Source organism: Helicobacter sp. (assembly GCF_014799995.1).
In the GTDB taxonomy this organism is placed as follows: domain Bacteria; phylum Campylobacterota; class Campylobacteria; order Campylobacterales; family Helicobacteraceae; genus Helicobacter_D.
The window spans coordinates 21,700-34,525 of sequence record NZ_JAAVGY010000017.1 but is presented as its reverse complement, the minus strand read 5'-3'; the positions used below and the strand labels follow the sequence as shown (position 1 = coordinate 34,525).

Genomic DNA, 12,826 nt, shown 5'->3' with positions numbered 1-12,826 from the left:
TTAATTTGATAAAAGAAAAAAAAAGAGAAGGGGGGGGGGGGGGGGGGAGCATAATATTCACTTTTATTTGCAAAATTTTAAAAAAATTTAAGGAATGAATATGCGTAATGAAGTTTTGACTATCCCCCCTCACTCTTCCCCAGAGTTTATAGAGGAATTATGGGAGAAGTTATGCTCTAATGGTCTCTATGGATTATCACAAAAGAATCTTTATGATTATCTCCTCTATCTTTTCAATAAATACGATACAAAACATTTCTTTGATAACAATACCAATGAACAAAACGAACGTTTGCTTAAAACCACTGCAACCAAAATCAAAGCAGCAAAGAAAAATATCTCTGTGCAGTTTATGGAAGAGAGAGAATACAGCCAACTTTTCAACACATTCTTAGAAAAACTAGAGCAAGGAGAGATTAAACTCCATTTAAATAAAAACTATAAGTTACGATTAGTCTTAGAGAATCCAAGCCTTAAAAGTATTTTAGAATCTAAACTCAAACGCATCTCTGGAAATAGCTTTGAATACACTCTAAACAATGAAATCGTAGAGATAGATTTAGGAATCTTTCTAGCAATGCTTGAAGAAGAGCTCAAGTCTAATACTACATTAAAGGATTCCTTGAAAAACTATTTGAATCAAATCATTCAAGAAGTCAAAAGACAAAATCTTACACAAAATATCATTGACTTTACCGCAGCAGTGCTTCAACTACCTGCGGATAATGGTTCTGCGTTCATAACAAAAATAACAAATCTTTTAATAAGGAGTAAAAAATGAAAAAGGTTTTGATGTCGGTGTTAGCAATAGGTGCATTTCTCGCAGGGTGTGGTGAGAGTGATGCTTCCGCTAGTGAGGGGAGTAGCTCTTGGCTAGGAAAAAGCTTGGAGCTTGACATTACAGCGAAGCCACACTTTAACAATAACTTCGAGCAAAGCAATCGATTAGTAATTCTTTCAAAAAATGATGAACAAGTAAAGATTACTGATGTGATTGTCAATCGTGGGAATTGTTATGTAAATATTGGTAGTGTATTTGATAAATACACTGCAAATAAGGAGAGATTCAAAGAATTCTTTGAAAAGCACCCAGAATATGATTTCATAAAAGAGGGAAAGAAACTCCCAACCAAAGATGGTAGGACTGTTGAGTATAACCCCTATGAGGACCACGACATGCTTGATTCTAATTTGTCTAAGGATATGGAATATTATAATAATCTCGCACCAGAGGCACAGGCTCTCTATGATAAGGAGCATAAGGATACAAGAAAAGTGCTTGGTTTTGGACAAGAATATGCTTATCGTATTGGATGTTCCTATGATAATGTTTTAGAAGTTACGATTAAAACAGACAAAGGCGAAGTTAGCTACAAAATGGGAAGATAACAAGGAGAGGCATAATGAGAAAATTTTTGATAGTGGTGTTAATAGCATTGGGGGCATATGGAGCAGAACCTGTTTTTGAGCTTTCAAAGGAAAGGGATTTAGAAGATAGTATCGTTTTGAGATATAGCGGGAAGAAATGCCAAACTCCGCAGGACAAAATAGAAGGATGTATAGAAGTGGCAGTTCATAGACCCAAGTCTCTTGATGATGGCGACCTCCGGGAACTAGTTAATATGTTTAAGGAAGCATACAGAGACTTCCTCCCGCAGCGCAATTCTGTTGAGGTAAATTACGCAGATGTTATTACAAAAACCTTTAAAGACAATCAAGTCAATGAAATAAAATGGGAGTTACGGATTGAAATGAATGCAAAATCACGTGGTCTCAAAGGAGCAAGTGAAAGTTTTTATGTCGATGTATTCTATCACACTTTTAGGAAAAATGGCAAAATGCATGGATTGACTGAATTTAAGCATAAATTTCGGGATACGCTAAAGAGATTAAACTATGATGAAAATTTCTACTTATACTTTTACGAAGGAGAGGAGATTAGCAAATGGCTGGCAAGAGTGAATCCAAAAGAATGCAAAACTAAAGCGGATATGAAAGGAACTTGCCAATATCAAGAAGACAAACAATTGACCTTGTATATTAATGGTAATGAATTTGCAAAGATAGGTAACTATGGTAGATATGTCGAGGGAATGGATCCAATGTTGCAACGCATAAACATTGCGGAAAAAGATATAAATGAACTTGAGGAGGTGATAGAAAGGGTTTATTAATTAAAATGGTCTAAAAACTTCAAAAATTAAAATTCAGGAGAAAATATGAGTATCAAAACAGGTTTAAAATTGGCGTTTATTTTTACGTTGGTAAGTTGTAGTTATGCAGAATCCACAGGAGGAAAATTTATTTCTAAAGGGTGGGACAATTTTATAAAGCCAGACCAAACAAAAGCAGAAAGAGCAGAAGATGGAAGTGTTGGTTATAGCTATGATGGGAAACAATATCAAGTAATTGCAGAAAATGGGAATTGGGTTGCAGCCAAATGTCCTACTGGAAAGACGATTAAACTTGATAGAGATTGGGCACAGAGAGATATAAACTTAGAAGCATTCAGAAGCTATATTTACCAAAAGTGCGCAGTGAGTAGTTGGTAAAAATCTTTCTTGCAAGACGATTTCTGCTTGTCTTGCAAGAATAAGCCACAAGGCAATTTAAGTGAAATTACATTCAAGATTCTACATTTCCCCTATTTTTCTACTATCAAAACCCTTAAAAGCCTGTAATTATAATTACTTTATCTAAAAAAATGTATAATACAACCCAATTTTTAAATAAGGAATTTTAATGCAAAAACTCTTTTTAAATATCGCGGTTATAACTTCCCTTGCAAGCTTTGCGGTTGCGGGATTTGAGGAGAATTTCAAGAAAAGTATCAAAAATCTTTCGGGTGTGGAGACAGAAGTGCAACTCAAAAAGCCCCTCAAAAGCTTCAAAAACCAATATTTTGTGATTGGACGCACACAAAGCGGAGAGATTTTTCCTGTGATTGTAAGTCAAGACGGAAATTATTTTGTCGCGTTAAGCTCTATGATGAGTTTAGCAAAAGAGGATTCTACAATGATTATGGAGGAGCTCAATAAAGCTGGCGCAGAGAAAGAGCAAAAAGACGCTAAAGTCCTCCAAACACTTTTTGCAAGTTTCAATCCCAATGATTTTATTTTTCTCAAAGGAGAGGGTGAGAATCTACCTACCAAAATCGTAGTAACTGACCCTGATTGTCCTTATTGTCGCAAACAACTAGAAGCAATAGAATCCGAGCTCAAAGAAGCAAATTTGAAGTTGATTTTCGCTCCTGTGCATGAAAAAGAAGCATTCATCAAAGCCCAATTAGCGATGAATCAGACTGCAAACTTAAAGGCAGAAGACACAAAAGGCAAAATCAAAATTTTGCGCAAATTCTATCAAGACATTTCACTAAGCAAAAAAGAAATGGAGACAGACATTACACAAGTGCGCAAAAATACAGATAAGATTTTTGATAGCAAAGTCATCAGAGGCGTTCCTTTTGTCTTTGAGCAAAAATAATCTTGATAATGGCAGCCAATGCAGGCAAATTTAGAGATTCTTTATGAGAATGCAGGAAACGTCAAGATTGTTTTAGGCGGGGTTTGGGATAAAAGCCTCTCTAGGCAAGCACTTGCAGCGTTAAATAGGGCTTGGGATTCTATTGCAAAATATGCAGAATCGCAAAGGGGTGTCAATGCAAGTATCACGCTCAAAGAGGATTTTGATTTAGATTTCTGCGGTGGGGAGATTCTGCTTCGGTGGCTAGAGGACTTTAAATCTAAGCAAACAGCAAGAATCCGACTTGAGGATTCGCAAAATGCCCTCCTGAACTCTGAAAAGCCCAAGCGGATTTTTATGATTTTGCAAGACAAAACAACCCCCAATAAAACCGCAATTACAGACGAATTGATTCAATGGCATTTAGATACTTTTTGGATTCTAAAAAGCTTGGGTCATCGCCTTTTGGTCGCTCTTGGATTCTTAGGAGAAATGCTCTATTATTTTTTAATCAGTTTCATAAACCCCGCAAATATTCGCCTCAAGGCTTTGTTTTTTCAGATTCAAGAGGCATTGATTAAGGCAATCCCGATTGTCTCTCTCGCTTGTTTTTTGATTGGAATCGTGGTCGCTTATCAAGGAAGCCTCCAGCTCGCACAATTTGGGGCAAGCATTCTGATTGTTGAAATGAGTTCTATGCTGACTTTACGCGAAATGTCACCGATTATTACCGCAATTATCATTGCGGGTCGTAGCGCATCGGCGTTTAGCGCAGAGATTGGGATGATGCGCGCGACACAAGAGATTGACGCGATGAATGTAATGGGGTTTAATCCAATGAGTTTTTTAGTATTGCCTCGTGTCATCGCGCTTTGTGTCGCATTGCCTCTTGTTGTTTTTATCGCGGACATCTTTGGGCTTGTGGGCGCAATGTTGGTTTCATCAATGCAATTAGCAATCAGCAGTGAGCAGTTTGTGGAGCGGTTTTTGCAAATGGTTGAAATGCGACATTTCTGGATTGGATTTCTAAAAGCTCCTTTTTTCGGGCTGATTATTGCATTTATTGGCTGCTATCACGGATTTATCGTAGAAAAAGATACGCGCAGTATTGGAATCCACACGACAAAGAGCGTGGTAGAATCTATCTTTTGTGTGATTGCCTTTGACGCGTTGTGTTCCGTAATCTTTACGCAATTAGGTTGGTAAATGGAAACAAACACTCAAAACATCGTAGAGGTTCGTAATCTTACAACAACTTATGGCACGCGCGTAATTCACGATAGAATCTCTTTTAACATAGGCAAAAAAGAAATTTTTGCTTTGCTTGGCGGCAGCGGCAGCGGCAAAAGCACATTGCTTAACACAATGATTTTCTTAAAACAGCCTAAAAGAGGGGAAGTGCGGATTTTGGGGCAGGATATTTGGAGGCTCAATGCGAAAGACGCGCTGAAAATGAAATTAAATATCGGAGTTTTGTTTCAGTTTGGCGCACTCTTTAGCTCTCTAAGCGTCTTAGAGAATCTTATGATTCCTTTGCGCGAATGGACGCATTTTAGCAGCCAAGACATAGAATCTCTTGCGTATATTTGGCTGACGCGCGTAGGGTTAAAGGCAGAAGTGGCGAAACTCTATCCCAACGAATTAAGCGGTGGAATGGTGAAACGCGTAGGATTAGCGCGTGCGCTTGCTTTGAGTCCCAAAATTTTGTTTTTAGATGAGCCAACGAGCGGGCTAGACCCTAAGAGCGCAAGGCATTTTGACGATTTGATTATGGAATTAAGAGATTTATTAGAACTTAGTGTCGTAATGGTAACGCACGATATGGAATCCGTGAAAGGTGCGGTGGATAGAATGGTGATATTAAAAGACCAAAAGGTGTTTTTTGAAGGAAGTGTGCGCACTTTAGAGCAACAAACAGAATCGCTAGATTTGTTTTTGTATCAGATTTAAGGAGTATTATGGAAGCGCGGTTAAATTATGTTCTACTTGGAGTGTTTTTTGTAGTGTCGCTCATTGCGTTGGCGGGATTCGTGTTTTGGGTAGGGAAGCACGATAGGAATCTTAAAGATTATCGCGAATATTATCTCTATAACAAAAACCTGCCTAAAGGGATTCGGACTGAAACGCCGGTGCGGTATTTGGGGTTACCTGTTGGGTTTGTGAAAGGCTATCAATTGAACTTAAACAAGGAAGATGTAGAGATTACATTGTGGATTAAAAAGGATATTGCGCTAAAAGAGGGTGCGCGGATTTTTGTAGATTCACAAGGGCTTACAGGAGGGGCTTTTCTCTCTCTTGTGCAGGGAGAGGGTGAAGTCTATCCAGAGGGAGAAAAGGTCGTTTTGAATTTGCAAGAGAATTGGATTGAAAAAGTCGGAAGAGAAGCCGAAAATGTTTTTGACAAATTAAGCGCAAGCCTAGATCGTCTCAATCGGCTTATGAGTGATAAGAATTTGAACAATATTGAGCAGGCTTTGTCGGGTTTGGCAAGCTTACCCCCTAAATTAGAAAATGTGCTTGCCTCTGCCCAAAGAGAAATTAGGGGAATTGGAGAGAGTAGAGAGGTAATTCATCGTGATATTACGAGTGGAGATTATAATTTGCGTATGATTCTAACCCCGCTTTTGTATGATTTGGAGCAAAACTCCAAAACACTAGAGCAGATTTTGCAAAGGGTGGAGGTTTCTGTGGAGGATTTTTCTAATGCGCCAAGTGAGTTTTTGTTTGGCACAAGAGAGCAGGTTTTAGGACCACGCGAATAACGAATTGAAAGGAAATGAATGCAAAGAGTAAATCCAATCTTTAAAGGCTTTTTTCTGCTTGTGTGTTTATTGGTTTTTAGCGGCTGTTTGGGCAAAGAATTGCCCAAGATTCAGCATTATGAGTTGAGTTTGGACACAGAGGCTTTAGCGCGCCACAAGGCAGAGCGGGCTACAATGGTGCAAAAAGTGCGAAATCCACTCTCTTTTGTGTATCTTGGGACGCAGGCAAGTCTTAAAATCGCAAGTAGAAAGATTGCCTATAAAACCAATGAAAACACAATAGAATACTTTGCGCGAAATGAGTGGATTGAACCTCTGCCTTTGATGGTAGATTCTCTCGTGCTAAAAATGTTTGAACCAATGAATCTCGTGATGACAGAGGAAATAAAAAGTGGAATCCCAACACTTGCTTTAAAGGTTTTGGATTTTTATTATGATGAGCAGCAAGAAGCAGTTGTGCTGAATCTTCTTGTCCAAAAACACGATTCTAGCACAATTTTCAGTGTAGAAACAAAAGTGTCCAAAGGGGATTTTTATCTCATTATTGGGGCAATGAATCAAGCAATCAATTCTGCGCTCATCAACGCACTTGCATCACTAGATTAGGAAACATATTTTTGAGATAGCAATAAGGAATCGCAATGCCAAATGATGAATCTAAAGAATATTATACGATTTGTTTAGAGGATCTTATCCTAGAGGCAGTCATTGGGATTCTTCCAAGTGAGCGTCAAAAAACGCAAAAAATCCTTATCAATGCGGAATTTACTTATGTTTGGAATCCCAAAACACAATCCAATAGGAATTTAGACACAAGGAAAAAGTTTTTAGACTATCGGATTCTAAGAGATTTTATCAAGGAATCCTTTGAGCGTCAGTTTGGATTGCTAGAGGAAGCGCAACACTATTTTTATCGTGAGATTCCCTTGCGTTTTCCTCAAATCAAGGAGTTTTGGATTAAGATTACAAAACTAGAAATTTTTGAGGATTGCAATGTTTCAATAAAAATTAATTATCAAAGATAAATAAAGGATTAGAAAATGGAATTAAAAATTAATCAGAAAGCCCCAGCCTTTAGCTTGCCCAATCAAGATAATGCCGAGATTTCTCTGCACGACTTTCAAGGAAGTTGGGTTATAGTGTATTTTTATCCTAAAGACAAAACACCGGGCTGCACAATGGAAGCCTGCGACTTTCGCGATGAGAGAGAATCTTTTGACGCTTTAAATGCGGTTGTGCTTGGGATTAGCCCAGATAGCGTCAAGACACACCAAAGCTTTATTGCAAAGAAATCTTTGAATTTTACTTTGTTGAGTGATAGCCAAAAATCCACATTTAAAAATTATGGGGCGTGGGGGCTAAAAAAGCTCTATGGTAAGGAATATGAGGGCGTGATTCGTTCGACTTTTCTTATCAATCCCAAAGGAGAAATCGCCTATATTTGGAAAAATGTTAAAGTCAAAGGACATATTGCAGAGGTTTTAGCCAAACTCAAGGAATTACAAGGGGCGCAATCAGTTTAATTGGCTTGGAAATAATGGGAGTAGGAAAAAATAGGAATATAGGTAATCCATTTGACTATTTGTCATTGCGAGAATGCATAGCATTCGTGGCAATTCATAATCTTGCAAAAAGTAAATTTTACAATGGAATCTTTAGGTGAGACTTTGGATTATAGATTGCCGCAGCCTCTAACGAGGCTTCGCAATGACAAAGAGCTAGCTAGCCATTGTATCATTAGATTCTATGCAATAGAATTGTAGCAATCTAAAGGAGACGAGAGCATGAAAAACAAAATTACTCCCAATCCAAATAATTTCTTTCCAATAAAAGGCATTGATTATGTTTGCTATGTCAAGCCGATAATAAAGAATCCAAATCATCGTAGGTGATTTTACATATTAGTGATTCGGATTTTAAAAGCCATCTAACGCATATTACTCTCTATGTGATTGCGGTTAGAATCCTGCGAGAGTGGTTAAAAGAGATTTGATGAGGAGCTGATTTCGTTATTGCTTAGGCTTAAGTGGTGGGATAAAAGCATCGACACAATCAATTCTTTGATTCCGATTCTCATCTGTAAGTGTCTGGAGAGGGTTAAAAAAGAGATAAAGGAACTCCTCGCAAATGAAGCAAGTAGTGATTGATGATGATAAGCCAAAATCAAACAATCAAATCTTAAGTCCAAAAATCATAAAATACGTTTTATTTAAAACAGGGTAAGAAATGTCCAAAGTCGTTATTGTTGTATCTGTGGTGATTTTTACTACATTAATCGTTGCTTCAAACTATCTTGTGCAATTTCCTCTGAATGATTTTTTTACCTTTGGGGCATTGACTTATCCCTTTACCTTTTTGCTTGCAGATATTTTAGCAGAGAAATATAGCAAGCAAGAGGTATTAAAAGTCGTGCGCATTGGAATTGTTTGCGCCTTTGCTCCCTCTTTGTTCTTGAGTGAGTTTAGAATCGCCCTTGCAAGCATAAGTGCGTTTTTTGTCTCGCAACAATTAGATGTTTATGCGTTTTATTGGATTAAGTCTAAGTTTCCTAAGGTTTGGTGGCTTAGGAGCGCGGGCAGCACGGCATTTTCACAAGCTGTGGATACGATGATATTTTTTCATATCGCCTTTTTGTTTATTCTCCCGTGGCAAAATGTGCTAATGCTTATGCTTGGGGATTATTTGATGAAATTTATTTTTGCCTTTGCCAATACACCTTTATTTTATCTTTTTGGAATTAAAATACAAAGGTTTTTAGGAGTTTTTGCACGATGAGAGGACGCAAGGTAGTGTTTTTTGATAGAGATGGTGTAGTGAATCTTGAGGATACGCCCTATGGTTACAAGGTGGAGGAATTTTATTTCGCACCGCATTTTATGGAGCTGTTTTTAGAGCTCAAAAAGCAAGATACGCTTTGTTTTTTGGTTACCAACCAATCAGGAATCAATCGTGGAATCTTTACTCAAAAGGATTTTGAGACTTTAAGCACATTTATGCAAAACACGATTCGCTCTTGCCTAATGATTCCTTTGCGCAAAAGCGGGTTTGTGCCTAATAATGTCGGCTTTGATGGCATTTATTTCTGTCCGCATACCAAAGAGGAGCAATGCGCTTGCCGCAAACCCAAATCCGCAATGCTAGAGCAAGCAATCCAAACATTTAATCTTAAAATGAAAGAATGCGATTCCTATATTTTGGGAGATAAAGAAACTGATATGCAGGCGGGATTGAAAGTAGGAGTGCAAACGCGGATTCTTATAGGCTCTGAAGAATCTTCAAGTTCCACACACAGAGTGGATAATCTCAAAGAGGCAATGGAGATTTTGCTCTAGTTTTTGAGATTCCATTGTTTGAATTTTAAAGTTTAATATTATTGATTTTGCGAGTGGAATCTTGCAATGACAGGAATCGCCACAGACTTTTACAAAGGCTTCGCAAGGACGCATTGGCAGAATCTCACAGGAGCAAAGGGGATTACTCAAATTCCCAATTTTGAGCTTTTTGCAAAATTTCCCCCGCACCTTGTTTGAGAAAATTCTGTGCCATTTGCACGCCTATGCGTTCGCAATCTGCAAGAGTTTGTACTTGCGCTTCTAGGCATTCACGCAAGATTTCTGTGCCATTGGGTAAGCCCAAAATCGCACGCACTTTTAAGATTCCATTCTCTAAAGTTGCATTGACGCCAATAGGTACTTGGCAACCTCCATTGAGTGTGCGCACGAATGCCCGCTCACAAGCAGTTTCAAAGGCAGCTTTGGAGTCATTTAAGAATTGCAAGAGCGATTCGGTTTCGCTTCCCTTTTTGCATTCTACCCCAAGTGCCGCTTGCCCCATAGCTGGAATCATAAAGTCTAGTGGGATAATGTGGGGTACTTCCTCACTAATGCCTAGCCGATTCACTCCCGCTTGAGCCAAAATAATTGCGTCAAAGTCGCCCTCTCTCAATCGTTTGAGGCGCGTTTGGACATTTCCGCGTAAGCTTTGCATATCCAAGTCCGCCCTTAATGCACTAAGCTGCATTACGCGCCTTAATGAAGTTGTCCCTACGCGTGCCCCTTGTGGCAATTCCTCTAAACTAGAATATTTGAAGCTTAGGAAGCTATCCCGCACATCTTCTCGTTTGGTGATTGCCGCTAGTCCTAAGCCCTCTACAAATTCCACAGGCACATCTTTAAGGCTATGCACTGCCAAATCAATTTCGCCTTGTAGCAGCAATTCCTCTAATTCTTTAGTGAATAGCCCTTTTCCGCCGATTTTTGCTAAAGGCACATCTAGGATTTTATCGCCTTTGGTTTTGACAATTTTTATTTCTACATTGATTTGCGGATATTGTGTTTGGAGACGCTCTTGAATATGGTTTGCTTGCCAAAGTGCTAGCACACTTCCACGCGTGCCGATGATAAGTTGTTGCATAGGTTTTCCTTATTTGTTATTTTCTATGATTTCTACATCAATGATTTCACTATTTTGAGGCGCATTAGTAGAATGCGCAGAATCCAAAGGAGGCTTTTTCATAAAGGGTTTGAAAAGCAAGAATCCAAGCGAGCTAAATTGCATTAAAATCCCCAAAATATCCGTTAAGCCACCGGGTAAAATCAATAAAATCGCCCCGAGTATCCTAAAAACATTAGAGCTGACAAAAGCCTCATAGCTAATTTGTCGTTCCCTCAAGCGTAGCATTGCTTCACTTAAAAAGTAGCGGTAATTCATCAGAATAAAAAACCCAAAAAGCGCACTCAAAATAATTTCCAATACAAAACCCAAGACGCCTATGTTATCAATGATTTGATAAGTGATAAGCACTTCCAAAAATAAGTAAATGAAGCCTAGAATTAATGGCATTTGAAAACCTCAAGGAGAGTGTGGAGAAGTGCGTTAAAATCTTGAATGCTTAAGGGTTCTTTCTCCAAATTTTCGCGTCTTATGAGTTCTATTTCGCCTTTTTCTAGGCTTTTGCCAACCACGATTCCAAAGGGAATCCCAATGAGTTCAAAATCTGCAATTTTCGCGCCATATCGCTCACTTCTATCATCTAGCAAGCATTCAATGCCTGCATTTTTGAATGCCTCATAAAGCCTTGTTCCCATTTGCATTTGCGCGGTATCTTTGATATTGGAGACAATGATTTCCGCACAAAAAGGCGCGGTAGAATGTGTCCAAATCATTCCGCGTTCATCGTGGTGTTGCTCAATAATCGCACTTAAGAGGCGAGAGATTCCAATCCCATAGCAACCCATAATCAAAGGTTGCGCTTTGCCCCCCTCATCTAAAAAAGTTGCTTCCATTGCGCTAGAATACTTCGTGCCAAGTTGGAAAATATGCCCCGCCTCAATGCCTTTGGTAAAAAACAGCTTGCCACCTTTGGAGTTTTCTTTCTCCCCACATATTGGGCACAAATCCCCCTCTTGCACTTCAACCAAATCTCTAAACTCCAAGCCCTCAAAAGTTCCTAAATCCACACCCACGAAGTGATAATCCAACTCATTTGCGCCGCAAATAAGATTCTTAGCGTTTTCTAGCTCTTTATCAAAATAAATATAAGGGCTAGAGGTGAGATTGCGCAATGCAAAAGGTCCAATGAATCCGGGAATAAGTCCCGCTGCTTGGATTTCCTCTTCGCTTGCATCTAAGAGCTCATTTGCGCCAAGAATCGCATTGAGTGCTTTAGTTTCGTTGAGGTTATCACTTCCGCGTAAGAAAAAATATACCAACGCGCTTTTTCCGCCATCAAAGAGGGCTTTTTTGACAATGGCTTTGAGCGTCCAAAATGCTTCAATCTTGAAAAACGCGCTTAAATCCTCTATGCTTTTGACATTGGGTGTGTGGAATTTGGCAAATGTAGCCTCTGGAGCTTGCGTCTGCGGAATCTTTGGAACACGCGTTGCGGCTTCTAGGTTTGCGCCATAATTACAAGAATCGCACACGCAAATCGTATCCTCTCCGCTATTTGCCAAAACCATAAATTCCTTGCTTCCACTTCCACCGATTGCGCCACTATCCGCGAGCACAGCGCGAAAATCAAGCCCCAAACGTGTAAAGATTCTACTATAAGTTGCCTCCATTAAGTCAAATTCTCGCTTCAAATCTTCCGTGTTTGCGTGGAAGCTATAACCATCTTTCATTATAAATTCTCGTGCGCGCATAAGCCCGAATCTCGGGCGCATTTCATCGCGAAACTTGAGATTGATTTGATAAAGATGCAAGGGCAGTTGTTTGTAGCTTTTAATGTTTGCTTTGACTAATTCTGTAACGACTTCCTCGTGTGTCGGACCTAGCACGAAATCATTGTCTTTTCTATCTTTGAAGCGCAAAAGCTCCTTGCCATACCTCTCGAATCGTCCGCTTTTTTGCCATAGAGTCGCGGGAGTAACGAATCCCAAAGCGACTTCATTTGCGCCAGCATTGTCCATTTCTTCTTTGACGATTTGACGCACTTTATCCAAGACGCGTTTGCCAAGTGGCAAAAAATTATAGATTCCACTTCCGATTTGCTGAATGAATCCGCCGCGAATCAAATATTCGTGGCTTTTTAGCACGACATCTTTGGGAGATTCTTTGAAAGTAGGGATAAAGAGTTTTGAAAATCGCATAATATTCCTTTA

The 12,826-nt window shown here is 39.2% G+C and carries 16 protein-coding genes; 13 read left to right on the top strand and 3 right to left on the bottom strand.

Annotated elements, in window-relative coordinates:
• Positions 1 to 100 precede the first annotated feature (100 nt).
• From HDT10_RS03275 to HDT10_RS03215, 13 genes are all read left to right on the top strand, one after another.
• Positions 101 to 781, top strand: a complete 681-nt coding sequence (locus HDT10_RS03275; RefSeq protein ID WP_290879959.1) for a hypothetical protein — start codon at positions 101 to 103, stop codon at positions 779 to 781.
• Positions 778 to 1,389: a hypothetical protein gene (locus tag HDT10_RS03270; protein WP_290879956.1), complete on the top strand. Its 612-nt coding sequence runs from the start codon at positions 778 to 780 to the stop codon at positions 1,387 to 1,389. Before HDT10_RS03275 ends, HDT10_RS03270 begins: the two co-directional genes overlap by 4 nt.
• A 14-nt stretch (positions 1,390 to 1,403) precedes the next feature.
• Complete coding sequence (locus HDT10_RS03265; RefSeq protein ID WP_290879953.1) at positions 1,404 to 2,174, top strand: hypothetical protein; 771 nt, start codon at positions 1,404 to 1,406, stop codon at positions 2,172 to 2,174.
• Positions 2,175 to 2,219: 45 nt separating this feature from the next.
• Positions 2,220 to 2,552 (top strand): hypothetical protein, encoded by a 333-nt coding sequence (locus HDT10_RS03260; protein ID WP_290879950.1) that lies wholly within the window; start codon positions 2,220 to 2,222, stop codon positions 2,550 to 2,552.
• Positions 2,553 to 2,742: 190 nt separating this feature from the next.
• Positions 2,743 to 3,483, top strand: coding sequence for a thiol peroxidase (locus HDT10_RS03255; protein ID WP_290879949.1), 741 nt, complete (start codon positions 2,743 to 2,745; stop codon positions 3,481 to 3,483).
• An 18-nt stretch (positions 3,484 to 3,501) separates the two neighbouring features.
• Positions 3,502 to 4,668 (top strand): ABC transporter permease, encoded by a 1,167-nt coding sequence (locus HDT10_RS03250; RefSeq protein WP_290879947.1) that lies wholly within the window; start codon positions 3,502 to 3,504, stop codon positions 4,666 to 4,668.
• On the top strand, positions 4,669 to 5,412 hold the full coding sequence (locus HDT10_RS03245) for an ABC transporter ATP-binding protein (protein WP_290879944.1): 744 nt from the start codon (positions 4,669 to 4,671) through the stop codon (positions 5,410 to 5,412).
• Positions 5,413 to 5,420: 8 nt separating this feature from the next.
• Positions 5,421 to 6,224 (top strand): MlaD family protein, encoded by an 804-nt coding sequence (locus HDT10_RS03240; RefSeq protein ID WP_290879941.1) that lies wholly within the window; start codon positions 5,421 to 5,423, stop codon positions 6,222 to 6,224.
• A gap of 18 nt (positions 6,225 to 6,242) precedes the next feature.
• A complete protein-coding gene (locus HDT10_RS03235; RefSeq protein WP_290879939.1) occupies positions 6,243 to 6,830 on the top strand; it encodes a hypothetical protein in 588 nt (195 codons plus the stop codon).
• Between the two features lie 35 nt (positions 6,831 to 6,865).
• Positions 6,866 to 7,249: a dihydroneopterin aldolase gene (locus HDT10_RS03230; RefSeq protein WP_290879937.1), complete on the top strand. Its 384-nt coding sequence runs from the start codon at positions 6,866 to 6,868 to the stop codon at positions 7,247 to 7,249.
• A gap of 15 nt (positions 7,250 to 7,264) precedes the next feature.
• Positions 7,265 to 7,747 carry a thioredoxin-dependent thiol peroxidase gene (gene bcp / locus HDT10_RS03225; RefSeq protein WP_290879935.1) on the top strand — a complete coding sequence of 161 codons (483 nt, stop codon included), beginning with the start codon at positions 7,265 to 7,267 and terminating at the stop codon, positions 7,745 to 7,747.
• Positions 7,748 to 8,450: 703 nt separating this feature from the next.
• Positions 8,451 to 8,999, top strand: coding sequence for a queuosine precursor transporter (locus HDT10_RS03220; RefSeq protein ID WP_290879933.1), 549 nt, complete (start codon positions 8,451 to 8,453; stop codon positions 8,997 to 8,999).
• Positions 8,996 to 9,556: an HAD family hydrolase gene (locus tag HDT10_RS03215; protein WP_290879929.1), complete on the top strand. Its 561-nt coding sequence runs from the start codon at positions 8,996 to 8,998 to the stop codon at positions 9,554 to 9,556. Before HDT10_RS03220 ends, HDT10_RS03215 begins: the two co-directional genes overlap by 4 nt.
• Before the next feature lie 142 nt (positions 9,557 to 9,698).
• Here the strand turns inward: HDT10_RS03215 and hemC are convergent, their stop codons facing one another.
• From hemC to HDT10_RS03200, 3 genes are read right to left on the bottom strand one after another with little or no spacing between them, the layout of a single operon-like run.
• Positions 9,699 to 10,637 (bottom strand): hydroxymethylbilane synthase, encoded by a 939-nt coding sequence (hemC, locus tag HDT10_RS03210; protein WP_290879927.1) that lies wholly within the window; start codon positions 10,635 to 10,637, stop codon positions 9,699 to 9,701.
• A 9-nt stretch (positions 10,638 to 10,646) separates the two neighbouring features.
• Positions 10,647 to 11,066, bottom strand: a complete 420-nt coding sequence (locus tag HDT10_RS03205) for an FxsA family protein (protein WP_290879924.1) — start codon at positions 11,064 to 11,066, stop codon at positions 10,647 to 10,649.
• Positions 11,057 to 12,814 (bottom strand): proline--tRNA ligase, encoded by a 1,758-nt coding sequence (locus HDT10_RS03200; protein WP_290879922.1) that lies wholly within the window; start codon positions 12,812 to 12,814, stop codon positions 11,057 to 11,059. The genes HDT10_RS03205 and HDT10_RS03200 overlap by 10 nt, the downstream gene beginning before the upstream one ends.
• Between the last annotated feature and the right edge of the window lie 12 nt (positions 12,815 to 12,826).